Source organism: Streptomyces sp. NEAU-sy36 (assembly GCF_013423905.1).
GTDB lineage: Bacteria > Actinomycetota > Actinomycetes > Streptomycetales > Streptomycetaceae > Streptomyces > Streptomyces misionensis.
The window spans coordinates 6,763,856-6,788,474 of sequence record NZ_CP058977.1 but is presented as its reverse complement, the minus strand read 5'-3'; the positions used below and the strand labels follow the sequence as shown (position 1 = coordinate 6,788,474).

General features: G+C 70.8%; 24 protein-coding genes and 5 tRNA genes. 16 read left to right on the top strand and 13 right to left on the bottom strand.

Annotated elements, in window-relative coordinates; all coding sequences use genetic code 11:
- The first annotated feature begins 172 nt into the window (after positions 1-172).
- Positions 173-1,768, top strand: a complete 1,596-nt coding sequence (locus HZZ00_RS29540) for an acyl-CoA carboxylase subunit beta (RefSeq protein ID WP_074993461.1) — start codon at positions 173-175, stop codon at positions 1,766-1,768.
- Positions 1,769-1,803: 35 nt separating this feature from the next.
- The gene (locus tag HZZ00_RS29535) at positions 1,804-1,995 is read left to right on the top strand and encodes an acyl-CoA carboxylase subunit epsilon (RefSeq protein ID WP_180329263.1); all 192 of its coding nucleotides are present in this window, start codon (positions 1,804-1,806) and stop codon (positions 1,993-1,995) included.
- 149 nt (positions 1,996-2,144) lie between these two features.
- Here the strand turns inward: HZZ00_RS29535 and HZZ00_RS29530 are convergent, their stop codons facing one another.
- From HZZ00_RS29530 to HZZ00_RS29495, 8 genes are all read right to left on the bottom strand, one after another.
- Positions 2,145-2,735 carry an ATP/GTP-binding protein gene (locus HZZ00_RS29530; protein WP_070022337.1) on the bottom strand — a complete coding sequence of 197 codons (591 nt, stop codon included), beginning with the start codon at positions 2,733-2,735 and terminating at the stop codon, positions 2,145-2,147.
- Positions 2,716-3,285, bottom strand: a complete 570-nt coding sequence (locus HZZ00_RS29525; RefSeq protein WP_070022336.1) for a DUF742 domain-containing protein — start codon at positions 3,283-3,285, stop codon at positions 2,716-2,718. The genes HZZ00_RS29530 and HZZ00_RS29525 overlap by 20 nt, the downstream gene beginning before the upstream one ends.
- A 94-nt stretch (positions 3,286-3,379) precedes the next feature.
- Positions 3,380-3,793 carry a roadblock/LC7 domain-containing protein gene (locus HZZ00_RS29520; RefSeq protein WP_004983065.1) on the bottom strand — a complete coding sequence of 138 codons (414 nt, stop codon included), beginning with the start codon at positions 3,791-3,793 and terminating at the stop codon, positions 3,380-3,382.
- A 10-nt stretch (positions 3,794-3,803) separates the two neighbouring features.
- Positions 3,804-7,067, bottom strand: a complete 3,264-nt coding sequence (locus HZZ00_RS29515; RefSeq protein WP_180329262.1) for a nitrate- and nitrite sensing domain-containing protein — start codon at positions 7,065-7,067, stop codon at positions 3,804-3,806.
- A gap of 377 nt (positions 7,068-7,444) precedes the next feature.
- Positions 7,445-8,020, bottom strand: coding sequence for an ATP/GTP-binding protein (locus HZZ00_RS29510; RefSeq protein WP_070022335.1), 576 nt, complete (start codon positions 8,018-8,020; stop codon positions 7,445-7,447).
- Positions 8,001-8,399, bottom strand: a complete 399-nt coding sequence (locus HZZ00_RS29505) for a DUF742 domain-containing protein (protein ID WP_180329261.1) — start codon at positions 8,397-8,399, stop codon at positions 8,001-8,003. Before HZZ00_RS29505 ends, HZZ00_RS29510 begins: the two co-directional genes overlap by 20 nt.
- Positions 8,400-8,510: 111 nt before the next feature.
- On the bottom strand, positions 8,511-8,924 hold the full coding sequence (locus tag HZZ00_RS29500; RefSeq protein ID WP_070022333.1) for a roadblock/LC7 domain-containing protein: 414 nt from the start codon (positions 8,922-8,924) through the stop codon (positions 8,511-8,513).
- 9 nt (positions 8,925-8,933) lie between these two features.
- On the bottom strand, positions 8,934-12,893 hold the full coding sequence (locus tag HZZ00_RS29495; protein WP_180329260.1) for a nitrate- and nitrite sensing domain-containing protein: 3,960 nt from the start codon (positions 12,891-12,893) through the stop codon (positions 8,934-8,936).
- Positions 12,894-13,476: 583 nt separating this feature from the next.
- On the opposite strand from HZZ00_RS29495, the gene HZZ00_RS29490 reads away from it, so the two are divergent.
- On the top strand, positions 13,477-13,671 hold the full coding sequence (locus tag HZZ00_RS29490) for a hypothetical protein (protein ID WP_180329259.1): 195 nt from the start codon (positions 13,477-13,479) through the stop codon (positions 13,669-13,671).
- Positions 13,672-13,716: 45 nt separating this feature from the next.
- On the opposite strand, the gene HZZ00_RS29485 is transcribed toward HZZ00_RS29490, so the two are convergent.
- Positions 13,717-13,902 (bottom strand): hypothetical protein, encoded by a 186-nt coding sequence (locus HZZ00_RS29485; protein ID WP_180329258.1) that lies wholly within the window; start codon positions 13,900-13,902, stop codon positions 13,717-13,719.
- Between the two features lie 187 nt (positions 13,903-14,089).
- Between HZZ00_RS29485 and HZZ00_RS29480 the strand changes: the two genes are divergently transcribed.
- The 8 genes from HZZ00_RS29480 to HZZ00_RS29445 all read left to right on the top strand — a co-directional run bounded on the left by HZZ00_RS29480 (position 14,090) and on the right by HZZ00_RS29445 (position 17,797).
- Complete coding sequence (locus HZZ00_RS29480; RefSeq protein ID WP_180329257.1) at positions 14,090-14,875, top strand: fumarylacetoacetate hydrolase family protein; 786 nt, start codon at positions 14,090-14,092, stop codon at positions 14,873-14,875.
- Positions 14,868-16,358, top strand: coding sequence for a glutamate--tRNA ligase (gltX, locus tag HZZ00_RS29475; protein WP_180329256.1), 1,491 nt, complete (start codon positions 14,868-14,870; stop codon positions 16,356-16,358). Before HZZ00_RS29480 ends, gltX begins: the two co-directional genes overlap by 8 nt.
- Positions 16,359-16,513: 155 nt before the next feature.
- Positions 16,514-17,245, top strand: coding sequence for an HAD family hydrolase (locus HZZ00_RS29470; RefSeq protein WP_180329255.1), 732 nt, complete (start codon positions 16,514-16,516; stop codon positions 17,243-17,245).
- Positions 17,246-17,335: 90 nt separating this feature from the next.
- Positions 17,336-17,407: transfer RNA gene (locus HZZ00_RS29465), tRNA-Gln, on the top strand.
- A 21-nt stretch (positions 17,408-17,428) separates the two neighbouring features.
- Positions 17,429-17,501: transfer RNA gene (locus HZZ00_RS29460), tRNA-Glu, on the top strand.
- Positions 17,502-17,530: 29 nt separating this feature from the next.
- Positions 17,531-17,603 (top strand) — tRNA-Glu (locus tag HZZ00_RS29455).
- Positions 17,604-17,624: 21 nt separating this feature from the next.
- Positions 17,625-17,696 (top strand) — tRNA-Gln (locus tag HZZ00_RS29450).
- Between the two features lie 28 nt (positions 17,697-17,724).
- Positions 17,725-17,797: transfer RNA gene (locus HZZ00_RS29445), tRNA-Glu, on the top strand.
- A gap of 61 nt (positions 17,798-17,858) precedes the next feature.
- Here the strand turns inward: HZZ00_RS29445 and HZZ00_RS29440 are convergent.
- Positions 17,859-18,503 carry a MerR family transcriptional regulator gene (locus tag HZZ00_RS29440; protein WP_180333762.1) on the bottom strand — a complete coding sequence of 215 codons (645 nt, stop codon included), beginning with the start codon at positions 18,501-18,503 and terminating at the stop codon, positions 17,859-17,861.
- An 81-nt stretch (positions 18,504-18,584) separates the two neighbouring features.
- Between HZZ00_RS29440 and HZZ00_RS29435 the strand changes: the two genes are divergently transcribed.
- Positions 18,585-19,103 carry a DUF4188 domain-containing protein gene (locus HZZ00_RS29435; RefSeq protein ID WP_180329254.1) on the top strand — a complete coding sequence of 173 codons (519 nt, stop codon included), beginning with the start codon at positions 18,585-18,587 and terminating at the stop codon, positions 19,101-19,103.
- Between the two features lie 128 nt (positions 19,104-19,231).
- Here HZZ00_RS29435 and ndgR read toward each other — a convergent pair whose 3' ends face one another.
- Complete coding sequence (gene ndgR / locus HZZ00_RS29430; RefSeq protein WP_067130667.1) at positions 19,232-19,948, bottom strand: IclR family transcriptional regulator NdgR; 717 nt, start codon at positions 19,946-19,948, stop codon at positions 19,232-19,234.
- Positions 19,949-20,135: 187 nt separating this feature from the next.
- Between ndgR and leuC the strand changes: the two genes are divergently transcribed.
- The 4 genes from leuC to HZZ00_RS29410 all read left to right on the top strand — a co-directional run bounded on the left by leuC (position 20,136) and on the right by HZZ00_RS29410 (position 23,439).
- Complete coding sequence (gene leuC, locus HZZ00_RS29425; RefSeq protein ID WP_180329253.1) at positions 20,136-21,560, top strand: 3-isopropylmalate dehydratase large subunit; 1,425 nt, start codon at positions 20,136-20,138, stop codon at positions 21,558-21,560.
- 5 nt (positions 21,561-21,565) lie between these two features.
- A complete protein-coding gene (gene leuD / locus HZZ00_RS29420) occupies positions 21,566-22,159 on the top strand; it encodes a 3-isopropylmalate dehydratase small subunit (RefSeq protein ID WP_074993467.1) in 594 nt (197 codons plus the stop codon).
- 277 nt (positions 22,160-22,436) lie between these two features.
- Positions 22,437-22,667 carry a hypothetical protein gene (locus HZZ00_RS29415; RefSeq protein ID WP_070022326.1) on the top strand — a complete coding sequence of 77 codons (231 nt, stop codon included), beginning with the start codon at positions 22,437-22,439 and terminating at the stop codon, positions 22,665-22,667.
- Positions 22,668-22,803: 136 nt separating this feature from the next.
- Positions 22,804-23,439 (top strand): HU family DNA-binding protein, encoded by a 636-nt coding sequence (locus HZZ00_RS29410; protein ID WP_070022325.1) that lies wholly within the window; start codon positions 22,804-22,806, stop codon positions 23,437-23,439.
- 80 nt (positions 23,440-23,519) lie between these two features.
- Here the strand turns inward: HZZ00_RS29410 and HZZ00_RS29405 are convergent, their stop codons facing one another.
- A complete protein-coding gene (locus HZZ00_RS29405; protein ID WP_180329252.1) occupies positions 23,520-23,723 on the bottom strand; it encodes a hypothetical protein in 204 nt (67 codons plus the stop codon).
- A gap of 80 nt (positions 23,724-23,803) precedes the next feature.
- Complete coding sequence (cofC, locus tag HZZ00_RS29400) at positions 23,804-24,442, bottom strand: 2-phospho-L-lactate guanylyltransferase (protein ID WP_180329251.1); 639 nt, start codon at positions 24,440-24,442, stop codon at positions 23,804-23,806.
- Between the last annotated feature and the right edge of the window lie 177 nt (positions 24,443-24,619).

Sequence of the window (24,619 nt, the reverse complement as noted above, 5' to 3'; positions counted from 1 at the left end):
GGGGCGGGTCCATGGTCTCGCCTTTGTGGTGTCCCTACAACGCAAGGCGCCTCTGAGCAGTCGGAACGGCTGCACGCTGCCGCGGTTCTGTTCACTCGCACCAGGAAAACGGGCCGGAGACTGTACGGAGTCGACGGCTCGCTTTCCTTGCTGTCCTTCGTAAGGTCGCTACATGACCGTTTTGGAAGAGACGACGGGTGAGCCGACCGGCGAGCCGACGGACGCGCGCGGACGGGTCGCCGAACTGCACGACATCCGTGCGCGGGCCGTGGCCGGTCCCAGTGAGAAGGCGACCGCGGCGCAGCACGCCAAGGGCAAGCTGACGGCACGGGAGCGGATCGAGCTGCTCCTGGACCCGGGTTCCTTCCAGGAGGTCGAGCAGCTGCGCCGGCACCGGGCGACCGGTTTCGGCCTGGAGGCGAAGAAGCCGTACACCGACGGTGTCATCACCGGCTGGGGCACGGTCGAGGGCCGTACGGTCTTCGTCTACGCGCACGACTTCAGGATCTTCGGCGGCGCGCTGGGCGAGGCCCACGCCACCAAGATCCACAAGATCATGGACATGGCCATCGCAGCCGGCGCACCGCTGGTCTCCCTCAACGACGGCGCCGGCGCCCGCATCCAGGAGGGCGTCAGCGCCCTCGCCGGCTACGGCGGCATCTTCCAGCGCAACACCAAGGCGTCGGGCGTCATCCCGCAGATCAGCGTGATGCTCGGCCCGTGCGCGGGCGGCGCGGCGTACAGCCCCGCCCTGACGGACTTCGTCTTCATGGTCCGCGAGACGTCGCAGATGTTCATCACCGGTCCGGACGTGGTCAAGGCCGTGACCGGCGAGGAGATCACCCAGAACGGCCTCGGCGGCGCGGACGTCCACGCGGAGACCAGCGGCGTCTGCCACTTCGCGTACGACGACGAGGAAACCTGCATCGCGGAGGTGCGCTACCTCCTGTCGCTGCTGCCGCAGAACAACCGCGAGAACCCGCCTCGGGTGGAGTGCACCGACCCGGCCGACCGCCGCTCGGACGTCCTGCTCGACATGGTCCCGGCGGACGGCAACCGGCCGTACGACATGGCCAAGGTGATCGAGGAGATCGTCGACGACGGCGAGTACCTGGAGGTCCACGAGCGCTGGGCCCGCAACATCATCTGCGCGCTGGCCCGTCTCGACGGCCAGGTGGTCGGCATCATCGCCAACCAGCCGCAGGTCCTCGCGGGCGTGCTGGACATCGAGGCGAGTGAAAAAGCTGCACGCTTTGTCCAGATGTGTGACGCTTTCAATGTCCCGATCGTGACCTTCCTGGACGTGCCCGGGTTCCTGCCCGGCGTCGACCAGGAGCACGGCGGAATCATCCGGCACGGCGCGAAGCTGCTCTACGCCTACTGCAACGCCACCGTGCCGAGGATTTCGCTCATCCTGCGCAAGGCGTACGGAGGTGCCTACATCGTCATGGACTCCCAGTCGATCGGCGCCGACCTCACCTACGCCTGGCCCACGAACGAGATCGCGGTGATGGGCGCGGAGGGCGCGGCCAACGTCATCTTCCGCCGCCAGATCGGCGAGGCGGAGGACCCCGAGGCCATGCGCGCGCGGATGGTCAAGGAGTACAAGTCCGAGCTGATGCACCCGTACTACGCCGCCGAGCGCGGCCTGGTCGACGACGTCATCGACCCGGCCGAGACCCGCGAGGTGCTGGTGAAGTCGCTGGCGATGCTGCAGACCAAGCACGCCGACCTCCCGTCCCGCAAGCACGGCAACCCCCCGCAGTAACCGAGCGGACATCCCTCTCACGGAGACTGACACCCATGAGCACTGCCGACATCCGCGTCGAGAAGGGCCACGCCGAGCCCGAGGAGGTCGCCGCCATCACGGCCGTCCTTCTGGCCCGCGCGGCCGCCCGCCCCGAGCCCACCGCCCACCACCGTCCCCGCCCCAAGGCCGCCTGGCGCCGCCTGGAGCGCGAGCCAGGCTTCCGCGCGCCGCACAGCTGGCACTGAGCCGACCGGACACAGAAGCGGGGCCCCTCTTCGGAGGGGCCCCGCTTCTGTGTCCGGCACGTGCGGCACCGCGGCGCGGGCCGGGAGAGCGCGAACCGCCCGCGGACGGCGTCCAGCCGTCACGGGCGGTCCGGTGGTCGTGCGTGCCCTTACCGCAGCCGCGCCATCAGCGCGTGCTCCACCAGCGTGATCAGCGTCGACTTGGCGTCGGCGCGGTGGCGGGCGTCGGTGGTGATGATCGGGGTGTCGGGGCCGATCTGGAGTGCCTCGCGCACCTCGTCGGGGGAGTACGGCTGGTTGCCGTCGAAGCCGTTCAGCGCGATGACGAAGGGCAGGCCGCTGTTCTCGAAGTAGTCGACGGCCGGGAAGCAGTCGGCGAGCCGGCGGGTGTCGACGAGGACGACCGCGCCGATGGCGCCGCGGACCAGGTCGTCCCACATGAACCAGAAGCGGTCCTGGCCCGGGGTGCCGAAGAGGTACAGGATGAGGTCCTGGTCCAGGGTGATGCGGCCGAAGTCCATGGCCACCGTGGTGGTGGTCTTGTCCCCGGTGTGGGTGAGGTCGTCGATGCCGGCCGAAGCGGACGTCATGACGGCCTCTGTGCGCAGCGGGTTGATCTCCGAGACGGCGCCGACGAACGTGGTCTTGCCCACGCCGAAGCCGCCCGCCACCACGATCTTCGCGGAGGTGGTGGAGCGACTCTGAGAAACCGGCCCTCCGCTAGAGCTTGCGAAGTCCACTGAGCACCCTTTCGAGCAGTGTCACGTCTGGCTGGCCACCGGCGTTCTCGTCGCCGCCGGGCTGATGGATGGCGACCAGGCCCGCCTCCGCCAAGTCGGCGACGAGGATCCTGGCCACGCCGAGGGGGATCGTCAGCAGGGCCGAGATCTCGGCCACCGACTTGATCTCCCGGCAGAGGTTGCAGATCCGCTGATGCTCGGGCAGTTGGCCCTGCATCTGGTGCGGAGCAGCGGTGGTGTGCACCAGCGCCTCGATGGCGAGCTGGTAGCGCGGGCGGGTCCGGCCGCCGGTCATGGCGTACGGACGCACCAAGGGGTTGTTCGATGCGCTCGCGGGCGCCGGCTCGGGGCGGCGCTGCGGCTGGACCGGCTGGATGCGCGGGGCCGGCGGCTGGTCGTACGGCGAGGGTCCGGGGCCCTGCGGGACGTACGGCTGCCGGTGCTGGGGAGCGGAGGGGAAGTTGTACGGGTTCGCCGAGCCGTCGCCGTGTCCCTGTGCGGGGCCGTACGACCAATTGCCCGAGGGCGAACCTCCTGGGGGTGTTGCCACTTTCTCCTCCTCCGACTGTGCCGGGCACCCATCCGTGTGGAGCCGCGTCCCGAAACCTTACGGCCCCGGGACGCGAATACGCACCGTCCGATTACTAGTTGAGAAGGCTGCCCTGGAGCTCCGCGCGGAGATCCGGGGTGAGGACCGTGCCCGCGCGGTCCACCAGAAGGGCCATCTCGTACCCGATGAGGCCGATGTCCGCTTCCGGGTGGGCCAGGACCGCGAGGGACGAACCGTCCGAGATGGACATGATGAAGAGGAATCCCCGCTCCATCTCCACAACCGTCTGGTTCACGCTGCCGCCCTCGAAGATGCGCGAGGCACCGGCGGTCAGCGACGTCAGACCGGAGGCGACGGCCGCCAGCTGGTCGGCGCGGTCACGGGGGAAGCCTTCGGACATCGCCAGAAGGAGTCCGTCGGCGGAGACCACCACCGTGTGGGACACCCCCGGGGTGTTGTCCACGAAGTTGGTGATCAACCAGTTCAGGTTCTGTGCCGCCTGGCTCATCGGGCTCACACTAACGCTCCTGGTTGTAGGTGCTGTCAGGACCGAAGCCCTGGCCGTTCGTATCAGTTCCTGCGTTGCGTCCGCGCTGGACGCCCCGGCGCAGGTTGCTCAGCCTGCCCCGGACGTCTTCCGGGGCGCGGGAGACCTGGGGGCCTCCCTGGGGGGTCGATTCGGCGCTGCCCTCGACCAGGTTGGCCTTGGGCACCCGCCGCGGCAGCCCGGAGGCGGTGACCCCGCCTGCCTTGGGCTTGCGCAGTTGGGAGGCCTGCTGCCAGCGCTCGTCATTGGCCGAACGCCAGTCGCCCGCACCGTTGTTCCCCGGCGCGGTCTCCGCCGTCTCGGCCGCGGGAGCCGGCGCTTCCTGCTGCACACGTCCCGCGCCGTTCGCGCCGTCGGCACCGCTCGCGACGGAGCCCCGGCGGGGCAGCCCGGCGTCGGTCAGCTCGTGTGCGGCGGGAGAAGCCGTTCCCGGACTGTCGAAGCCTACGCGGTTCTGCTCACCCGCGTCAGCGGCCTGCGAAGATTCCGCTTCCGGAGCGTAGTGGGCCGGGTAGCCGTTCTGGTAACCGTCCTGCTGCTGCCACTCGCCCTGGTAAGCGGGGTTCTGCACCGGCTCCGCATAGCCGTTCTGGGGGTAACCGCCGTTCGCGGAGTAGCCGTCGGCGCCCGCCGGTTGGCCGCCTTGCGCATAGAACTGCTCGTCGTACGGCCGCTCGTACGAGGCCGAGTGCGTCTCGGTGTACGGCTCCTGGTACGTGGCCTCCTGGTACGCGGCCTCCTGGTAGGGAGTCTCCTGGTACGGGGTCTCCTCGTACGGCTGCTGGGGCTGCTGGGGCTGCTGCGGCTGCTCGTGGTAGCCGGTGCTCTGCCCGTCGAACAGCGGGTCCGCGTACGTCTCCGCGGTGTCGTGCTGCGGCTCGGCCGGCTGCTGCTGGCCCTGGGCCTGGGCCTCCAGCGCGGCACGGCGGCCCTCGCGCAGCAGGGAGCGCCCGACCGGGTCCAGCTCGCGCAGGTCGTCGGGGACCTCCCCGTACCGGCTGTCGTCGAAGCCGAGTTCGGCGGCGGTGCGCAGCGGCTGCTGCGGCTGCGGGGCCTCGGACCGGAACTGCTGCTCCGGGATGATCTGCGAGACCGTGAACTCCTCGCGCTCCAGCGGGGCTTCGCCGCCACCGCCGTGCGTGATCGCGTCCGGCAGCATGACCAGGGAGGTCGTGCCGGCCTGCTCGCCGGAGGGGCGCAGCTGGACCCGGATGCCGTGCCGGTCGGACAGCCGGCCGACCACGAACAGGCCCATGCGCTGGGAGATCGCGGCGTCCACGGTCGGCGGGTTCGCCAGCTTGTGGTTGATGTCCGCGAAGTCCTCGGCGGTCAGGCCGATGCCCTTGTCGTGGATCTCGATCATGATCCGGCCGTCGGGCAGCCGGGTGGCGGTGACGCGCACCTTGGTCTGCGGCGAGGAGAACGTGGTGGCGTTCTCCAGCAGCTCGGCCAGCAGGTGCACGAGGTCGGTGACCGCGCGGCCGTGGATCTCGGCCTCCGGCACACCGGACAGCTCGATGCGCTCGTACTGCTCCACCTCGGAGGAGGCGGCGCGCAGCACGTCGACCAGCGGGACCGGCTGGTCCCAGCGGCGGCCGGGCTCCTCGCCCGCGAGGACGAGGAGGTTCTCGCCGTTGCGCCGCATACGGGTGGCCAGGTGGTCCAGCCGGAAGAGGTTCTCCAGCTGGTCCGGGTCGGCCTCGTTGTTCTCCAGGTCGGTGATCAGGGTCAGCTGGCCCTCGATCAGCGACTGGTTGCGGCGCGAGAGGTTGGTGAAGATCGCGTTGATGTTGCCCCGCAGCAGGGCCTGCTCGGAGGCGAGCCGGATGGCCTCCCGGTGGACCTGGTCGAAGGCGCGGGCGACCTCGCCGATCTCGTCCTTGGTGTGGATCGGGATCGGGGCGACCCGGGTGTCCACCCGGCCGGGGTCGGTGCGCGAGAGCTGGTCGACCAGCATCGGCAGGCGCTGTTCGGCGATGCCGAAGGCCGCGTTGCGCAGCTGGCGCATCGAGCGGCTCATCTGCCGGGCGACGGCACCGGCCAGGAAGAACGCCAGCAGCAGGGCGAGCACCACGACGGTACCGGTGATCAGCGCCGAGGTCTTGGCGTCGTCGGCGATGCCGGACGCCTCGGTCACCGCCTTGTCGGCCATGTCCGACTCGATGGTGCGGTACGCCTGGTACTTCAGCGTGTTGACCGCCCACCAGTTGTCGGCGGTGACCCCGTTCGCGGCGAGCGCGTCCCGGGCGGCCGGGCTGGTGTCCTTCAGCGTGGCCAGCGCCGAGACCATGCTGGTCGGGTTGGACGGCGGCGGCACGTAGTTGGGGTCGCTCTGCCTGGCCTGCGCGGCCTGTGCCGCCGCGTCCGCCGTGACCTTCTTCTCCGCGTCGGCCAGCACCTGCGAGTCGGCCGCGGTGCCACCGCCCTTGTACTCCTCGATCGCGATGCGCTCGAGGTAGGCGTACGAGGACAGGGAGACCCGCTGGGTGGCCAGGTTCGGCGCGTCCGGACCCGGCTTGACCAGCAGATGCATGCCGATGGAGCGTTCCAGCGACAGCGCCGCCTTGGTCAGCGAGATGGCGTAGACGGTACGGCCGTACGAGGTGATGTTGCCGGTGCCCAGCCCCAGCTCGTTGGCGAACTCCATCAGGGGGTGGGCGACGTCGACGTAGCGCTCCTCCGTCTGCACACCGGTGAGCTTGGAGGTGTACGCGCTCTTGCGCAGCTCCTGGATCTCGGGCTCGGCCTTGCGGAAGAGCTTGAGGCGGCGCTCCAGGCCCGCCGTGTGCGGCATGCTCTTCGTCGCCGCGTCGAAGCCGGCGGCGGCCTCGTCGGTCGCCTTGCGCGCGTTGGCGATCGCGGTCTTGCTCTTGGCGTCCTTCTTGTTCAGCAGCAGCGGCTCGGCCGTGATGTCGCGCTCGTTCTCGACGGCGTCGGCATAGGTGAGGGCCGCGCGCACCAGGCGGGCGGTGTTCTCGGCGTCGCGGGCCTGCTGCCAGGTGTCGATCGAGTTGTTGACCTGGAAGCCGCCCATGACGAGGCCGACGGCCGCGGGTATGAGGAGGATCGCGTTCAGACGGGTGGGCACCCGCCAGTTGCGCGGGGAGAAACGGCCGCCGCGGGGCGCGGGCGCGGCCGTCGGCTCCGCGGGCGCCGGGGTGGGCGCCGCGGCGCGCGGCGGCGGGGTGAAGTTGCCCCGTGCCGACGGCTCGGGACCGTTCTTGCTTCGCCTCACTCGACCAACAACCTCTCGGCGGTCGGCACCTACCTCGTGCCGCAGTCTCTCAGAGCCCGGTTCGTCATCGATCGCTCGCTACGTCTTTGACCATGGGGCAGTTCAGGCATTCCAGCACGTGGACCAGCGCAGTTCCAAACAGTGGAGACCCTGTGACGGCTCCGTTGTAAGCGAGAGATAAAACGGTCATAAAGAGCGAGCCCCGCCAAAAGGCGGGGCAATTGTGCGCGCAGCGGCATCGCACGACCGCGTCGCGTGGTGAACTCGGGCGATTCCTCTGCCGAACTGTTATGAACACCGGAGCCGACCGTGTCAAAGGCCACAGTCGGCTCCTTCACTCCTACGACAACTGCCGTACGGGGCGTTGTACTTGAGTGTTACCTCAGCCGCGCCATCAGCGCGTGCTCCACCAGCGTGATCAACGCGCTCTTGGCGTCGGCGCGGTGGCGGGCGTCGGTGGTGATGATCGGGGTGTCGGGGCCGATCTGGAGTGCCTCGCGCACCTCGTCGGGGGAGTACGGCTGATGGCCGTCGAAGCCGTTCAGCGCGATGACGAAGGGCAGGCCGCTGTTCTCGAAGTAGTCGACGGCCGGGAAGCAGTCGGCGAGCCGGCGGGTGTCGACGAGGACGACCGCGCCGATGGCGCCGCGGACCAGGTCGTCCCACATGAACCAGAAGCGGTCCTGGCCGGGGGTGCCGAAGAGGTACAGGATGAGGTCCTGGTCCAGAGTGATGCGGCCGAAGTCCATGGCCACCGTGGTGGTGGTCTTGTCCCCGGTGTGGGTCAGGTCGTCGATGCCCGCCGAAGCGGACGTCATGACGGCCTCCGTGCGCAGCGGGTTGATCTCCGAGACGGCGCCGACGAACGTGGTCTTGCCCACGCCGAAGCCGCCCGCCACCACGATCTTCGCCGAGGTGGTGGCCCGGCCCGCGTCAGAGCTTGCGAAGTCCACTGAGCACCCTTTCGAGCAGCGTCACGTCCGGTGCGCCGCCGTTGTTCTCGTCGCCGCCCGGCTGGTGCACGGCGACCAGGCCGGCCTCGGCGAGGTCGGCGACCAGGATCCGGGCCACGCCGAGCGGCATGTTCAGCAGCGCGGAGACCTCCGCCACCGACTTGACCTCACGGCACAGGTGGCAGATGCGCTGGTGCTCGGGGAGCAGGCTCATGAGCGCCGCCGGGTCGGCCGTCGTGCTGATCAGCGCCTCGATGGCGAGCTGGTACCGCGGCCGGGTCCGGCCGCCGGTCATGGCGTACGGCCGCACCAGCGGCTGGTCGCCCTCGTCGCCGTACGGTTCCGCGTACGGATCGTGATGGGCGGTGGGCGGGGTCATGGATCCTCCGGGCGGGACAGCAAGTCGGTCAGTCAAGCCGTCTGACGGGGCCGGTGGGGGGTTTGTGGCGGCCGGACGGTGTTTTTGTGAGGTGGGTGGTGCCGGGGCCGGTCAGTGGAGCAGACTGCCCTGTAGTTCGGCGCGCAGGTCGGGGGTGAGTACCGCTCCCGCGCGGTCGACGAGCAGTGCCATCTCGTAGCCGACGAGGCCGATGTCGCACTCCGGGTGAGCCAGCACCGCGAGGGACGAGCCGTCCGAGACGGACATCAGGAAGAGGAACCCCCGCTCCATCTCCACGACCGTCTGGGAGACGGTGCCGCCCTCGAAGATCCGGGACGCCCCGGCGGTCAGCGAGGTCAGCCCGGAGGCGACGGCCGCCAGCTGGTCCGCGCGGTCCCGTGGGAAGCCCTCGGACATCGCCAGCAGCAGGCCGTCGGCAGAGACCACCACCGTGTGGGACACCCCGGGGGTGTTGTCCACGAAGTTGGTGATCAACCAGTTCAGGTTCTGTGCCGCCTGGCTCATCGGACTCAACTAACGCTCCTGCTGGTGAGTGGGGCTCGGGTAGCTGCCGGTCTGGCCGCTGCCGGCCTGACGGCCCTGGGCGATGCCCCGACGGAGATTGGTCAGCCGGCCGCGTACGTCGTCGGGCGCACGCGACACCTGCGGACCAGCCTGGTGCTGTTGCTGCTGAGCCGTGCCCGGGACCAGGTTGGCCTTGGGCACCCGGCGCGGCAGGCCGGAGGTGGTGACACCGCCCGAGGCGGGCTGGCGCACCCGCTCGGCCTGCCGTACGAGTTCGTCGTTCGGCGAGGTGCGCCAGGAGCCGGTGGCGTCGGCGGGGCGCTGCGGGTTCTGCGGCTGCTGCTGAGCGGCCGGGTTCTGCTGCTGCTGGCCGTGGAACCAGTTGGTCTCCAGCGTGTCGAACAGCGGGGTACGACCGTCCCCGGGGCCGCTGGCCGGCGGCAGCGCCTCCGGCTCCTGGCGGACCGGGGCCGGCTGCGGGGCCGGCGGGCGCGGGGCGCCGAAGTCGTCGCGGACCGGCGGCTGGGGGCGCTCGAACTGGCCGGTGTGCGCGGGGTCCTGGCGGCCGGGCAGCGCGTGCCGACCGGTGCCGTTGTCGCCGAAGCCGCCGTCGTACTGCTGCGGGGCCGCGAACCGGCCGTCGTCCTGGGCCGGCTGCTCCTGCCGCGCGGGCGTGCCGAAGATGTCGGAGCGCACGAACGATCCGTCGCCCTGCCCGCCGTTCGCACCGTCGAACCGGCCCGGCGCCTGCGCGGCGTCCGGACGCGGGAACTGCCCGGTCTGCCGCGGGAGTTCGGCCTGCGGGAACTGACCGGTGTGCTGACCGGCGTCGGGACGCCGGTGCTGGCCCGTCTCCTCGGGACGCTGGTACTGGCCGGTGTCGTGCCCGAGGTCGGGGCGCTGGTACTGCCCGGTCTCCTGCGGGACGTCGGGACGCTGGTACTGGCCGGTGTCGTGCCCGAGGTCGGGGCGCTGGTACTGCCCGGTCTCCTGCGGGACGTCCGGGCGCTGGTACTGACCGGTGTCCTGCGCCGCCTCCGGACGGCCGTACTGCTGCCGGCCGGCGTCGGGACGCGGGAACTGCCCGGTGTGCTGCGGGAGTTCGAACTGGCCGGTGCCCTGGGAGCCGGGGGTGCCGGGCAGCTCCGGGCGGGTGAACTCGCCCGTGGCGCCGGGGCCCTGGGCGTCGATCCGGGGCATCTCCGCGGTCGAGCCCGGACCCTGCCGGTCGTCGATCCGCGGCATGGGCGCGGTGCCCGAGGGGTCCTGCTCGTCGTGGCCGCGCGGGGTGTCCAGCGAGGCCCGGCCGTCGTTCCAGTCCTGGGTGCGCCGGGCGTCGCCGCCGGGCAGCTCGGCACGCGGGCCGCCGCGGGCCGGCAGCTGGGCCTGGCGGCCCTGCTCGCCGGAGTTGCCGGAGCCGCGCTGCGGGCCGCGGCCGGAGAAGAGGTCCTGCTGCGGGCCGGCCGGGTCTGCGGCCTGGAGCCCCTGCGGGCCGCCCGGTGCCTGCGCGCCGAAGCCGGCGGGGGAGCCGGGGCCGCCGCGCTGCGGACCGCGCGGGCCGCCGGGGCCGTTCGGACGGCCGCCGCCCTGGCCGGTGCCGGGCAGCGCGGCCCGGGGACCCTGGCCGGTGCCGACCTGGCCGCGCGAGCCGGGGCCGGAACCGAGCAGCCCACCGCCCTGGCCACCGCCGCCCGCGCCACCGCGCCGGGCCGCGGCGGCACCCGCGGCCGCCTGCGCGGCGGCCGGACCGCCGCTCGCGCCGGGCCCGCCGGGCTTGCCCGGAGCCGGCTTCTTGCCGCCCTGGGCGACGTCCACCGGCAGCATGACCAGCGCGGTCGTGCCACCGGAGTCGGACGGGCGCAGCTGGATGCGGATGCCGTGCCGCTGGGACAGCCGGCCGACCACGAACAGGCCCATGCGACGGGAGACGGAGACGTCCACGGTGGGCGGCGAGGCCAGCCGCTCGTTGATCGCGGCCAGGTCCTCGGGGGACAGACCGATGCCGGTGTCGTGGATCTCGATCAGCACCCGGCCGTCGGGCAGCGCGTGACCGGTGACCTTGACCTTGGTCTGCGGGGAGGAGAACGAGGTGGCGTTCTCCAGCAGCTCGGCGAGCAGGTGCACGAGGTCGTTGACGACCCGGCCGGCGACCTCGGTCGTCGGCACGGAGGCCAGCTCGATGCGCTCGTACTGCTCCACCTCGGACGCGGCGGCGCGGAGCACGTCGACCAGCGGGACCGGACGGGTCCAGCGGCGGCCGGGCTCCTCGCCCGCGAGGACGAGGAGGTTCTCGCCGTTACGGCGCATACGGGTGGCGAGGTGGTCCAGCTTGAACAGCGAGGACAGCTGGTCCGGGTCGGCCTCGCGGGACTCCAGTTCGGAGATGAGCGAGAGCTGACGCTGGATCAGACCCTGGGAGCGACGCGAGAGGTTGGTGAACATCGCGTTGACGTTGCCCCGCAGCAGGGCCTGCTCGGCGGCGAGGCGGACCGCCTCGCGGTGCACGTCGTCGAAGGCCGCGGCCACCTGGCCGATCTCGTCCCGGGAGTGCACGCCGACCGACTCCACGGAGGTGTCCACGTCCTGCGGGTCGGACTCGGACAGGTGCTTGACCAGCTCGGGCAGGCGTTCCTGGGCGACCTTGGTGGCGGTCTCCTGAAGCCGGCGCAGCGAACGGATCATGGAGCGGGCCACGACGAACGCGCCGACCAGCGAGACACCGAGCACCAGCAGGATCAGCGCACCGGAGATGATGGCGTCGCGCTGGGTGGCGCTCTTGAGCTCGCGCGCCTTCTGCTCCATGTCCTCGAGCAGCGTGTGCTCGATCTTCTTCATCTGCTCGATCTTGGTCGAGCTGTCGTCCACCCAGTCGCGGTACGACCGCGGGGGCAGGTCCGCGAGACCGCCGCGCTGCTCGAAGGCGCGCTTGGCGTAGGTGTCCGCGGACTCGATCGTCGGGTTGCCCTCGTCGATCGGCTTGAGCAGTTCCTCGGCGTTCTGACTCGCGTAGATCTTGCGGAAGATGGCGAGTTCGGAGTTCTCGCTCTCGTACGCGGACTCGCCGTAGAGGCGGTCGTTCTCCGAGAGGTCGGCCTTGCTGGAGGTGGTCGAGGGCAGCGCCGCGGCGATGGTGGCGCGCTGCACGGACGCGTACTCCTTGGCGGTGGAGAAGGCCGCCAGGGCGCGGGTGCGCGAGATCATCTCCGGGTTGCTGGACGCCTCGGCCATGTCCTGGGACAGGTCGATCAGCTGGGTGATGAGCCGGTGGTAGGACTCGATCGTCTGGGACGAGTTGGCCTTGGACTGATAGGCGGACCGGCGGATCTTCGCCAGGTCGTCCAACTGGTTGGCGAGGCCCACCAGGGCGTCGCGCACGCCCTGCAACTGGCCGTTCTTGCTGGCCTCGTCGATCTGCTCGGACGCGTCGAGGAAGTTGGCGCGGGCCCGGTCGGTCTTCTGCTGGTAGCCCTTGACCGTGTAGTCGCCGGCGCTGAGCCCGTGCGACAGGGGACCGGCGGACTGGTCGCGCTCCTCCTGGAGCGCGGCGGCCAGCTCGGTGGCCTGCTTGGTCATGTCCGTCAGCAGCTTCATGTTGTCGAGCTGCTGGATGTCGTTCAGGTTCTCGTTGATGCGCAGCGCGCCCAGCGAGGTCGCCGCGACCACGGGGAGGGCGAGCAGCGAGACCAGACGGGTGGAGATGCGCCAGTTGCGCAGGGCCATGCGCGAGCCGGTGCCGGAGGGGGCCGACGCGGACTTCGCGGCCGGCGCGGGGCCCGCGGGCTTCGCGGCGCCCTGGGCGGCGGAGGGGGCCGACGCGCCGGGGCGGGTGCGCTCACCGCCGTCCGCGGACGGGGCCGTGCCCGGGTTCTGGGCGTGCTGGGGAGAGGCGCTGCCCTTGCCGGGGCCAGTCCCGTCGTGCGCCTCCGGCTCCGCCGAAGCGCTGCCATCCCTCTTGAAACGTCCCTGCACTAGCGTCGCAACCTCTGGACCAGGCGCCCCTCCGCGTGAGCGGAGGAACACGGTGTCGGCGTCGTGGCGGGCGCCCTGAAAACGCCCCCCGGTGGTCTTGAGTGACCGGCGCTGGTTCCCCCTTGTCTCGCCGCCACTCGGCGCTGCGTTGCGCCCCCTGCGCGCCGGCTCGATCCCGCGGCGGTCCGTGGAATTCCAGCACAGTGCCGGATCTCCAACAAGGGCCGAGTGGCGAGCTGTGACAACTGTGACAAGGGGTGAGTGTCCGGTCACCAGTCGTGGAAGTCGATCTCTCCCATAACGGGCGTATCCCTGCGAGTCGTCGTCCGGTGGCACGTGTCTGAGTCGCCATGATCGGCAGCGGAATGGTGGCTTCCAGACCCCAATGTCCGTTTCGTTAGGGCGGGTTGTCGGCCGGAATTGACCGGTTTGCCCGCGAGTTGGTGAGCAAAATCACACCAAGATCGAGGCCGGTTGGCGAGTTCGTCGGGGAATCGGATGTTTAGCCTGACGCTTTACATGAGGGACGTATCTGTCACGCCGCTCTGGCATCCGCCGACACAGGACTAGGACTCGTACAACCGTGAAGACGACGATGATGTTCCACAAGATAGCCAACCCGCGACGCACGACCCTGGCGCACCTCAAGGACGCCGGCGAACTGCAGACGCCCGCGCTGCCGGAGCAGTCCGTCGAACTCCCGGCCCAGACGGCCAACCCCCGTCGCACCATCCTGGTCGACGTCCCCGAGCCCGCGGCGGCCCCGGCCGGCGAGTGACCGGCGGACACCCCGCGGAGGTACCCGGCGCGGCCCGGAAGATCATCAACCGCTGATGATGATCTTCCGGGCCGCGCTCGTCTTTTCGGTGGACGGATCGGCGGACGAGCCGCCGCACATCTTTTCCGGCGCATTCGCGCCGCCGGGTTTATCCGCGGCGCCGGCCCGGGCCCCCGCACCCTTCCCGCCCTCGCCCGCCGGGTCGCACGGGATGCCGTCGCCGCAGGTCACACGCCCATGAGGCGTCCCGCGAGACGGTCGCCACGCCCCCGAAATCACCGGAAACGGGAATTCCCGTTAAGCGCTTTACGGCGCCGGAAAAACAGCTCGCCATGCGCTCCCGGCCGAACGCCGGGCCGCCCGACCGGTTAACCTTGGGCGTCAGTACGCCGGTTCTCAGTGAGGGGCGCAAGCACCCGTGCGCATCGCCAGGTTCTCCATCGACGGGAACGTAGCCTTCGGCGCGGTCGAGGGCGACAAGCAGGACGAACTCGTCCTCGACATCATCAAGGGCATCCCCTTCGCCGACCACGAGCTGTCCGGTACCAAGGTGCCGCTGAGCAAGGTCAGGCTGCTCCCCCCGGTCCTCCCCAACAAGGTCGTGGCGTTCGGCCGCAACTACGCGGAACACGCGCGGGAGCTGGGCAACGAGGTGCCCGAGGCCCCGTTCGCCTTCTTCAAGCCGTCCACCTCGGTCATCGGCCCCGGTGACGAGATCCGGTACCCGTCGTTCTCGCAGGAGCTGCACCACGAGGCCGAGCTGGCCGTCGTCATCGGCCGCATGTGCCGGGAGGTGCCCCGCGAGCGCGTCAAGGACGTGATCTTCGGTTACACCTGTGCCAACGACGTCACCGCCCGGGACGTCCAGCGCCGCGAGAAGCAGTGGGCCCGGGCCAAGGGCTTCGACAGCTCCTGCCCGCTCGGCCCCTGGGTGGAGACCGATCTGGACCTCGCCCGTGCCAACGACCTCACCGTGCAGCTCACCGTCAACGGCGAGCAGCGCCAGCTGGGCCGCACCAGCGAGATGATCCACCCCATCGAGGACCTGATCGTCAACATCACGGAGGCCATGACGCTGCTGCCCGGCGACGTCATCCTCACCGGCACCCCGGCAGGGGTCGGCCCCCTCAACGTCGGCGACGACGTCGCCGTCACCATCGAAGGCATCGGCACTCTCACCAACAAGGTTGTCAAGCGTGGCTAGCGCACCCGCCTCCCCGTCTCCCATCCGCGTCCGTTTCTGCCCCTCGCCCACCGGTAACCCCCACGTGGGCCTGGTCCGCACCGCCCTGTTCAACTGGGCGTTCGCCCGGCACCACCAGGGCACCCTGGTGTTCCGCATCGAGGACACCGACGCGGCCCGCGACTCCGAGGAGTCCTACAACCAGCTGCTCGAGGCGATGCGCTGGCTCGGCTTCGACTGGGACGAGGGCCCCGAGGTCGGCGGCCCGCACGCGCCGTACCGCCAGTCGCAGCGCATGGACATCTACGCCGACGTCGCGCGCAAGCTCCTCGACGGCGGCTACGCCTACCACTGCTACTGCTCCCAGGAGGAGCTGGACTCCCGCCGCGAGGCCGCCCGCGCCGCCGGCAAGCCCTCCGGCTACGACGGCCACTGCCGCGACCTGTCCGCCGAGCAGGTCGAGCGGTACCAGGCCGAGGGCCGCTCCCCGATCGTCCGCTTCCGGATGCCCGACGAGACGATCACCTTCGACGACCTGGTGCGCGGCGAGCTGACCTTCACCGCGGAGAACGTGCCGGACTACGGCATCGTCCGCGCCAACGGCGCCCCGCTCTACACGCTGGTCAACCCCGTGGACGACGCGCTGATGGAGATCACGCACGTGCTCCGCGGCGAGGACCTGCTCTCCTCCACCCCGCGCCAGATCGCGCTGTACAAGGCGCTGATGGAGCTGGGCATCGCCAAGCGGGTCCCGGCCTTCGGCCACCTGCCGTACGTGATGGGCGAGGGCAACAAGAAGCTCTCCAAGCGCGACCCGCAGTCCTCGCTGAACCTCTACCGCGAGCGCGGCTTCCTGCCCGAGGGCCTGCTCAACTACCTCTCCCTGCTGGGCTGGTCGCTCTCGGCCGACAAGGACATCTTCACCATCGAGGAGATGGTCGAGGCCTTCGAGATCTCCGATGTGAACCCCAACCCGGCGCGCTTCGACCTGAAGAAGTGCGAGGCGATCAACGCCGACCACATCCGCATGCTGGATGTGAAGGAGTTCACCGAGCGCTGCCGCACCTGGCTGAAGGCGCCCTTCGCCCCCTGGGCCCCGGAGGCCTTCGACGAGGCGAAGTGGCAGGCCATCGCCCCGCACGCGCAGACCCGGCTGAAGGTGCTGTCGGAGATCACCGAGAACGTCGACTTCCTGTTCCTGCCGGAGCCGGTCTTCGACGAGGCGTCCTGGACCAAGGCGATGAAGGAGGGCTCCGACGCCCTGCTGCGCACGGCCCGCGAGAAGCTGGAGTCCGCGGACTGGACCTCGGCCGAGTCCCTCAAGGAGGCCGTCCTGGCCGCCGGCGAGGCCCACGGCCTCAAGCTCGGCAAGGCCCAGGCCCCGGTCCGCGTCGCCGTCACCGGCCGCACCGTCGGCCTGCCGCTCTTCGAGTCGCTCGAGGTCCTGGGCAAGGAGAAGACCCTGGAGCGCATCGACGCGGCCCTGACCAGGCTGGCCGCGTAACCGCGCCCGTCCGCCGCACGACAGGGGCGGCACCCGGAACCCCGGGTGCCGCCCCTCGGCGCGTCCGGGCACCCGCGGTGTGAGGTCGCTCACCGGCCGGTGCCGCGCGCCGGTTCCCCGGACGCGCCCCGCCACCCGGCGTTACGGTCGAAGGCGTGAGCATCGAAGCCGTGGTCTGGGACGTGGACGACACCCTCTTCGACTACACCGGCGCCGACCGGCACGGGATGCGGGCACACCTGGCCGTCGAGGGCCTGCTCGGGCGGTACGGCACCGTGGAGGACGCGCTGGCCCACTGGCGGCGGATCACCGACCTGCACTGGGCGCGGCACGCGGCGGGGGAGTGCGGCTGGCAGGAGCAGCGGCGCGACCGCGTACGGACGTTCCTCGGCGTGGAGCTGGAAGACGCCGAGGCGGACGCCTGGTTCCAGCGGTACGTCGGGCACTACGAGGCCGCCTGGGGCCTGTTCCCGGACGTCCTGCCCGCGCTGGAGGCGCTCGCGGGCACGCACCGGCACGCGGTGCTGTCCAACTCCAGCATCACCGTCCAGGAGCGCAAGCTGCGCGTCCTCGGTCTGCTGGACCGCTTCGAGGCCGTGCTGTGCGCCGCCGAGCTGGGCGTCTCCAAGCCCCGCCCCGGCGCCTTCCTCGCGGCCTGCGAGGCGCTGGGCCTGCCCCCGCACCGGGTGGCGTACGTCGGCGATCACCCGGAGATCGACGGGCGGGGCGCCGCCGAGGCCGGCCTGGTGTCCGTGTGGATCGACCGGGGAGCGGCGTCCGCGCGGGCCGCCGCGGAGGCGGGCGTGCACCGGATCACCAGCCTCGCCGAACTGCCCGCCCTGCTGCGCTCGGATACTCGTTTTGGAGCCCCGTCCACCTTCGGGTAATGTTCTTCCTGCGCCGAGGGGAACGGGCCGGAAGGCCGGAACCCCGAGGAGCAAGCTAGAACGAGAACCCCGCAGGGGCTTGAGTTCCAGTGGCCTATGGTGTAATTGGCAGCACGACTGATTCTGGTTCAGTTAGTCTTGGTTCGAGTCCAGGTAGGCCAGCTCGCAGAGCTTATCTGCAAAGCCCCCGTTGTGTAGCGGCCTAGCACGCTGCCCTCTCAAGGCAGTAGCGCCGGTTCGAATCCGGTCGGGGGTACTGATCCTGATCTTGTCGGGATCGCTAGGGCCCCCGTTGTGTAGCGGCCTAGCACGCCGCCCTCTCAAGGCGGTAGCGCCGGTTCGAATCCGGTCGGGGGTACTGACTGGTCTAAACCATCATTGGTCTATGGTGTAATTGGCAGCACGACTGATTCTGGTTCAGTTAGTCTTGGTTCGAGTCCAGGTAGACCAGCTCGGACCTGCGGAAACGCAGCGTCCACGCCCCCGTTGTGTAGCGGCCTAGCACGCCGCCCTCTCAAGGCGGTAGCGCCGGTTCGAATCCGGTCGGGGGTACATCTCGGGTAGGCCCTCCACTTCGGTGGGGGGCCTTCGCCGTACCCGGCGCCGGTCCGGCTCACTCGAAGCCGTACCGCCGCGCCGTCTCCTCCTCCTGGGCCAGCCGGTGCAACGCCTGGAGTGCCGGCTCGTTGAGGATCGCCCCCAGCACCGCGAACTCGATCCCCTCGGCCTCGGACGGATGCGTCTCCATGTTGTCCAGGTCGAGCACCGCGGTCCGGTACATCAACTCGGCGTACGGCGCGAGCTGTTCGGCGCCCCAGCGGTAGCCGAGCCGGCGGAACGCGGCGACCGCCACCACCAGCGAGCGGTAGGCGGGGGAGATGGTCGTCAGCCGCTTGGCGTTCTCCCAGCCCAGCCGGTCCAGGAGCGCGGTGACCTCCTCGTGCGCGGCCCGGACGTGCTCGTCGTCCGCGTCCGGCTCCGGCACCTGGGGGAGCGCCCACAGCGCCGCGCCCAGGCGGATCGTGCGGCCCAGGGAGTCGTCGTCCACGTGCCCGAGCACCTCGCGCACCTTCGCCACGGGCACCTGGCCGACCTGGATCATCGCCCGCACCAGCCGCAGCCGGCGCAGGTGCTCCTCGTCGTACTCGGCCGTGGTGGCGTTGTGCCGGCGGCCCGGCGGCAACAGCCCTTCACGCAGGTAGTACTTGATCGTCGCGGTGGACACCCCGCTGCGTCTGCTCAGTTCGGCGAGCCGCATCTCTTGCATCTCCTCTTGGACAGGAGCACTATCCAAGCATCGCGGTTTGGATAGTGCCGCTCACCAACGAGGGGGGAAGCGATGGTGTCCCGTACGACCGCCGGCGCGGAGGGCGACGTCGTCGTCCTGCTGATCGGCATGCGCATCAACCGTTTCCGGGCGGTCCACCTGTGGGTGCCGGTGATGCTCGCGATGCTGCGAATGCTGCGGGAACTGGCGCGGGACCCTTCCCGGGGGCTGCGCGCGAAGGTGCTGCTGACGGCGTCGCCGCGCACGTACTACGTCGTTCAGTACTGGGAGTCCAAGGAGAAGCTGTACGCCTACGCCGCCGCGCCCGACGCCTTCCACCACGAGGTGTGGGCCCGGGTCAACCGCGCGGAGCGGGCGGGCAGGCTGCGCGGGCAGGTCGGCATCTGGCACGAGGCGTACGTGGTGCCGGAGGGGTCGTACGAGGCGATCTACGCGGACATGCCGGCGTTCGGGCTGGCGGAGGCGTACGGGCAGGTGCCGCTGGAGCGGCGGGGGCGGTACGCCGCGGACCGGTTCGCCTACCGCGCGGCGCGGCCGCGGCGCGAGCCGGTGCGCGAGAAGGCCGACTGAGCCGGGGGCCGGGGGGCCGGGGGCCGGGGGAGCGGGGAAGGGGGAGGGCGGGGGAGCGGGAAAAAAAAGGGGAGGGGCCGCCGCGGCGTTGAGGCGGGCCCTCCCCGGTGTTTTCCGGGCGGTGGAGGTCAGCCCGAGCGGCGCAGGGCCTCGGAGAGGCGCGCGGCGGCGTCGATGACGGCCTGGGCGTGCATGCGGCCCGGGTGGCGGGTGAGGCGCTCGATGGGACCCGAGACGGAGACGGCGGCCACCACGCGGTTGGAGGGGCCGCGCACGGGCGCGGAGACGGACGCGACGCCCGGCTCGCGCTCCCCGATGGACTGGGCCCAGCCGCGGCGCCGTACGCCCGACAGGGCCGTCGCCGTGAAGCGGGCGCCCTGGAGGCCCCGGTGCAGGCGCTCGGGCTCCTCCCAGGCGAGCAGGATCTGCGCCGAGGAGCCGGCCTTCATCGTGAGCGTGGAGCCGACCGGGACGGTGTCCCGCAGGCCGGACAGGCGCTCCGCCGCGGCCACGCAGATGCGCATGTCACCCTGACGCCGGTAGAGCTGGGCGCTCTCGCCGGTGACGTCCCGCAGGTGGGTGAGGACCGGGCCGGCCGTCGCCAGCAGGCGGTCCTCGCCCGCCGCCGCCGCGAGTTCCGACAGCCGGGGGCCGAGGATGAACCGGCCCTGCATGTCGCGTGCCACCATGCGGTGGTGTTCCAGGGCCACGGCCAGGCGGTGGGCCGTGGGTCGTGCCAGTCCGGTGGCCCCGACCAGACCCGCGAGGGTGGCCGGACCGGACTCCAGAGCGCTCAGGACGAGGGCCGCCTTGTCCAGAACGCCGACGCCGCTACTGTTGTCCATGCAACGATACTCGCGTCTCACTCTGTGAAACGCAAGTTCAATTTTCCGCGGAACGCGCCACTCTGGTTGAACACGGCGGCCCGTCCATCGACGGGCCCGGCGGCGGACGCCCGGAAGCAGGGGCGCGGGCGCCGTCCTCAAGATCTCTAGTTGGGCCGGTGCACGCATGCCGGCCGGAGGGAAAGCGATGGGTAGGACACTCGCGGAGAAGGTCTGGGACGACCACGTCGTCCGGCGCGCCGAGGGCGAGCCCGACCTCCTCTACATCGATCTGCACCTGCTGCACGAGGTGACCAGCCCGCAGGCCTTCGACGGGCTGCGCAAGAACGGCCGCGCGGTGCGCCGCCTCGACCTCACCATCGCGACCGAGGATCACAACACCCCGACCCTCGACATCGACAAGCCGATCGCCGACCCGGTCTCCCGCGTCCAGCTGGAGACCCTGCGCAAGAACTGCGCCGAGTTCGGCGTGCGACTGCACCCGCTGGGCGACGTCGAGCAGGGCGTGGTGCACGTGGTCGGCCCGCAGCTGGGCCTGACCCAGCCGGGCACCACCGTGGTCTGCGGCGACTCCCACACCTCCACGCACGGCGCCTTCGGCGCGCTGGCGTTCGGCATCGGCACCTCCCAGGTCGAGCACGTGCTGGCCACCCAGACGCTGCCGATGGTGCGCCCCAAGACCATGGCGATCACCGTCGAGGGCGAGCTGCCCGAGGGCGTCACCGCCAAGGACCTGATCCTGGCGATCATCGCGAAGATCGGTACCGGCGGCGGCCAGGGCTACGTCCTGGAGTACCGCGGCTCCGCCATCGAGAAGCTCTCGATGGAGGCCCGGATGACCATCTGCAACATGTCGATCGAGGCCGGCGCCCGCGCGGGCATGATCGCTCCCGACGAGACCACCTTCGAGTACCTCAAGGGCCGTCCGCACGCCCCCGAGGGCGCCGACTGGGACGCGGCCGTCGCGTACTGGAAGACGCTGCGCACCGACGAGGACGCGGTCTTCGACGCCGAGGTCGTCATCGACGCCGCCGAGCTGTCCCCGTTCGTCACCTGGGGCACCAACCCCGGCCAGGGCGCGCCGCTTTCGGCGTCCGTCCCCGACCCCGCTTCGTACGAAGACGCATCGGAGCGCCTGGCCGCCGAAAAGGCCCTGGAGTACATGGGGTTGGAGGCCGGAGCCCCGCTGCGCTCCATCAAGGTGGACACCGTCTTCGTAGGCTCGTGCACCAACGGCCGGATCGAGGACCTGCGCGCCGTCGCCGCGATCCTGAAGGACCGCAAAGTCGCCGACGGCGTACGGATGCTGGTCGTGCCGGGCTCCGCGCGGGTCGGCCTCCAGGCGGCCGAGGAGGGCCTGGACGTGGTCTTCAAGGAGGCCGGCGCCGAATGGCGGTACGCGGGCTGCTCGATGTGCCTGGGCATGAACCCCGACCAGCTGGCCCCGGGCGAGCGCTCCGCCTCCACCTCCAACCGCAACTTCGAGGGCCGGCAGGGCAAGGGCGGTCGCACCCACCTGGTGTCGCCGCAGGTCGCGGCCGCCACCGCCGTCCTGGGCCACCTGGCCGCCCCGGCCGACCTGACCGACGACCGTACGCCCGCTGGAGTCTGAGAACGATGGAAGCCTTCACCACCCACACCGGCCGGGCCGTGCCGCTGCGCCGCAGCAACGTCGACACCGACCAGATCATCCCCGCCCACTGGCTCAAGAAGGTCACCCGGGACGGGTTCGAGGACGGGCTGTTCGAGGCCTGGCGCAAGGACCCCGAGTTCGTCCTCAACCGTCCCGAGCGGCAGGGCGCCACCGTCCTGGTGGCCGGCCCCGACTTCGGCACCGGCTCCTCCCGTGAGCACGCCGTCTGGGCGCTGCAGAACTACGGCTTCAAGACCGTGATCTCCGCCCGCTTCGCGGACATCTTCCGCGGCAACTCGCTGAAGAACGGCCTGCTCACCGTCGTCCTGGACCAGAAGGTCGTGGAGGCGCTGTGGGAGCTGACCGAGGCCGACCCGACGGCCGAGATCACCGTGGACCTCCAGGCGCGCGAGGTGCGTGCCGAGGGCGTCACCGCCTCCTTCGAGCTGGACGAGAACTCCCGCTGGCGCCTGCTGAACGGCCTGGACGACATCTCCATCACGCTCCGGAACGAGGACGACATCGCCGCGTACGAGGCGAAGCGTCCCGCCTACAAGCCGCGGACGCTCCAGAGCTGACCGGGTAGCCTGTCCCGGGCCCCCAGAGGGTCGGGTTTCGGCCACTCCAACCAACCCACCTGTACCCCCGATCGCCCCGATCGGGGGTACAGGCATGTCCGGGCCCCTCCGGCCGCGCTCACCTCTGGGGACGCTCTCAACTTCCCGTGTTATGAAGGGCGTTGGCAGGGTAGATGAGGCAGAGGATCATGCCTTCCGCAAGAGCCCGGAAGGCCATTTGTGGCGGGAGTTGCCCCCTGGGCAGGCGACAACTCGCCCCAGATGGCACAATCTGTGCATGGAACACGACGGCCAACTCCAGCTCTATACGGCGGTCGCGAACCAACTCAAGGAAGCGCACTCACGAGTGCGCGCACTGCAAGTCCCGGAGGGCGTACGGATGGCGCTGACCCGGAAGCTGCTGGTCATTACGGCCGCGGCCAAGCACGATCTCGCCGGTGCGGCAAGGCGGCTTGAGCGGTTCAACGCGGACCTCGACGAGGGTCGGATCCCCGGCGAGGACCGCTGAACAGCCCGAGAACGCCGAGTCTGTTGCGGCACAAGGGTGATAAGCCCGTTTCGTGTTTGATTTGCGGTATATATCTGCCTAACGTGCGAAAAAGCTTGAACACATTCGTTCTGGCGATGTCTCCGAAGGGGAAGACGTGAACAAGGCGCAGCTCGTAGAAGCGATTGCCGACAAGGTGGGCGGCCGCCAGCAGGCCGCCGATGCCGTCGATCATGTCCTGGACGCCATCGTCCGCGCGGTCGTCGCGGGCGAGCGGGTCTCGGTCACCGGCTTCGGGTCCTTCGAGAAGGTGGACCGCCCCGCCCGCTACGCCCGCAACCCCCAGACGGGCGAGCGGGTTCGGGTCAAGAAGACCTCCGTGCCGCGCTTCCGCGCCGGGCAGGGCTTCAAGGACCTGGTGAGCGGCTCCAAGAAGCTGCCGCGGGGCGGTGAGGTCTCCGTGAAGAAGGCGCCCAAGGGCAGCCTGACCGGCGGCGCCGCCGCGACGGTGAAGAAGGCCGCCGCGAAGAAGACCACCAAGGCGGCCGCGAAGAAGACCACCGCCAAGAAGACGGCGGCGAAGAAGACCACCGCCACGGCGAAGAAGACCACCGCGAAGAAGGCGCCCGCCAAGAAGACCACGGCGACCGCCAAGACCACCGCGGCGAAGAAGACCACCGCCAAGAAGGCGACGGCGAAGAAGGCCCCGGCGAAGAAGGTCACCGCGAAGAAGGCCCCGGCCAGGAAGTCGACGGCCCGCAAGACCACCGCCAAGAAGGCCACCGCCCGCTAGGCGCCACGTCACCGACCTGGGCACTCACGCGCCGGGCCGGACTCCTCGGGGAGTCCGGCCCGCGGCGTGTGCAGGGGCGGTCACAGGGTCTGGAGGGTCACGAGCGTGATCCGCAGCCCCTCGCCGGTCCCCTCCGTCTCGATCCGCACCCGCTGCCCGGGCCGCAGGAGCCGCAGACCGCCGCGGTCGAACGCCGCCCCGTCGAAGGGCACCGGGGTGCCGTCGTCGAGCAGCACCTGTCCGCTACGGGTCTCGGTGTCGTAGGTGTACGCGGTCGCCTGCATGGGGTTCAGCGTAGCCGTCCGGACCGCGGGCCACCGTTTTGCGGGGGACCGCGCGGACAAGTGATCCGGCCCCCTGGCGGTCAGGCACCGGGAACCGGCAATTCCGCGCACACGGCCGCCGTGCGCGGCCCGACCCCCAGGGCCAGCGCCGCCCGCAGATCGTCCCCGGTGTCCACGTCCTGGCGCACCGAATCCACGTCCGCCAGCAGAAGTTCCCGTGCGCCCGACGCCCGGTGCCGCGCCCGCGATCCCGTCCCGAAGCCCGGCCGCAATTCCTCGTCCGCCCCGGCCGCCAGCAGCGTCGTACCGACCCCCGCCGCGTCCGCGAGAAATGCCCGGGGGAATTCCGCGGCGGCGGAAAGCACCCGCTGGAGTTCCGCCGCCCGCAGCGCCGGCAGATCGGCGTTCAGGGCCGCCACGGCCGCACCCGGGCGCGATCGGCGCACGGTGCTCGCCCCGTGCGCGAGCGCCGCGTTCAGACCGCGCGCCGGGGTGTCCGGCACGATCCCAGCGCCCAGCTCGGACAGCGCGCGCCCGGCCCGTTGATCGTCCGTGACGACCACCACATCCGCGACCGCCTCGCACGCCAGGGCCGCGGCCACCGTGTCCTGGGCGAACGCGAGGACCAGTCCCGGGCGGACCCCGTCCGCCGCGGTGTCCGCGAGCCTGCTCTTGGCCCGGGACAGGGGCTTAAGGGGGATGACCAACGTCCACTGCACCGGCGTACCGTCCCTCTCTCGTCGCGATCATTGTCACCCGCCCCCGCCCGCCACGGGGGCACGGGGAGGCGCGCGAAGCCCCGCGCAAGGACGGGGGCGGGTGACGGGCGGGCGTACGGTGTTCTCGACAGACCGGCGCTCCGGGGCGACACTTGTGCGGCCCCCGCCGGGGTGGCT

What these genes read in the sequence shown, in the direction of transcription:
- HZZ00_RS29540 (WP_074993461.1), top strand. Translation starts at nt 173, where the DNA reads ATGACCGTTTTGGAAGAGACGACGGGTGAGCCGACCGGCGAGCCGACG.
- HZZ00_RS29535 (WP_180329263.1), top strand. Translation starts at nt 1,804, where the DNA reads ATGAGCACTGCCGACATCCGCGTCGAGAAGGGCCACGCCGAGCCCGAG.
- HZZ00_RS29520 (WP_004983065.1), bottom strand. Translation starts at nt 3,793, where the DNA reads ATGAGCCAGGCGGCACAGAACCTGAACTGGTTGATCACCAACTTCGTG.
- HZZ00_RS29505 (WP_180329261.1), bottom strand. Translation starts at nt 8,399, where the DNA reads ATGACCCCGCCCACCGCCCATCACGATCCGTACGCGGAACCGTACGGC.
- HZZ00_RS29500 (WP_070022333.1), bottom strand. Translation starts at nt 8,924, where the DNA reads ATGAGCCAGGCGGCACAGAACCTGAACTGGTTGATCACCAACTTCGTG.
- HZZ00_RS29440 (WP_180333762.1), bottom strand. Translation starts at nt 18,503, where the DNA reads ATGCGGCTCGCCGAACTGAGCAGACGCAGCGGGGTGTCCACCGCGACG.
- HZZ00_RS29435 (WP_180329254.1), top strand. Translation starts at nt 18,585, where the DNA reads ATGGTGTCCCGTACGACCGCCGGCGCGGAGGGCGACGTCGTCGTCCTG.
- ndgR (WP_067130667.1), bottom strand. Translation starts at nt 19,948, where the DNA reads ATGGACAACAGTAGCGGCGTCGGCGTTCTGGACAAGGCGGCCCTCGTC.
- leuC (WP_180329253.1), top strand. Translation starts at nt 20,136, where the DNA reads ATGGGTAGGACACTCGCGGAGAAGGTCTGGGACGACCACGTCGTCCGG.
- leuD (WP_074993467.1), top strand. Translation starts at nt 21,566, where the DNA reads ATGGAAGCCTTCACCACCCACACCGGCCGGGCCGTGCCGCTGCGCCGC.
- HZZ00_RS29415 (WP_070022326.1), top strand. Translation starts at nt 22,437, where the DNA reads ATGGAACACGACGGCCAACTCCAGCTCTATACGGCGGTCGCGAACCAA.
- HZZ00_RS29405 (WP_180329252.1), bottom strand. Translation starts at nt 23,723, where the DNA reads ATGCAGGCGACCGCGTACACCTACGACACCGAGACCCGTAGCGGACAG.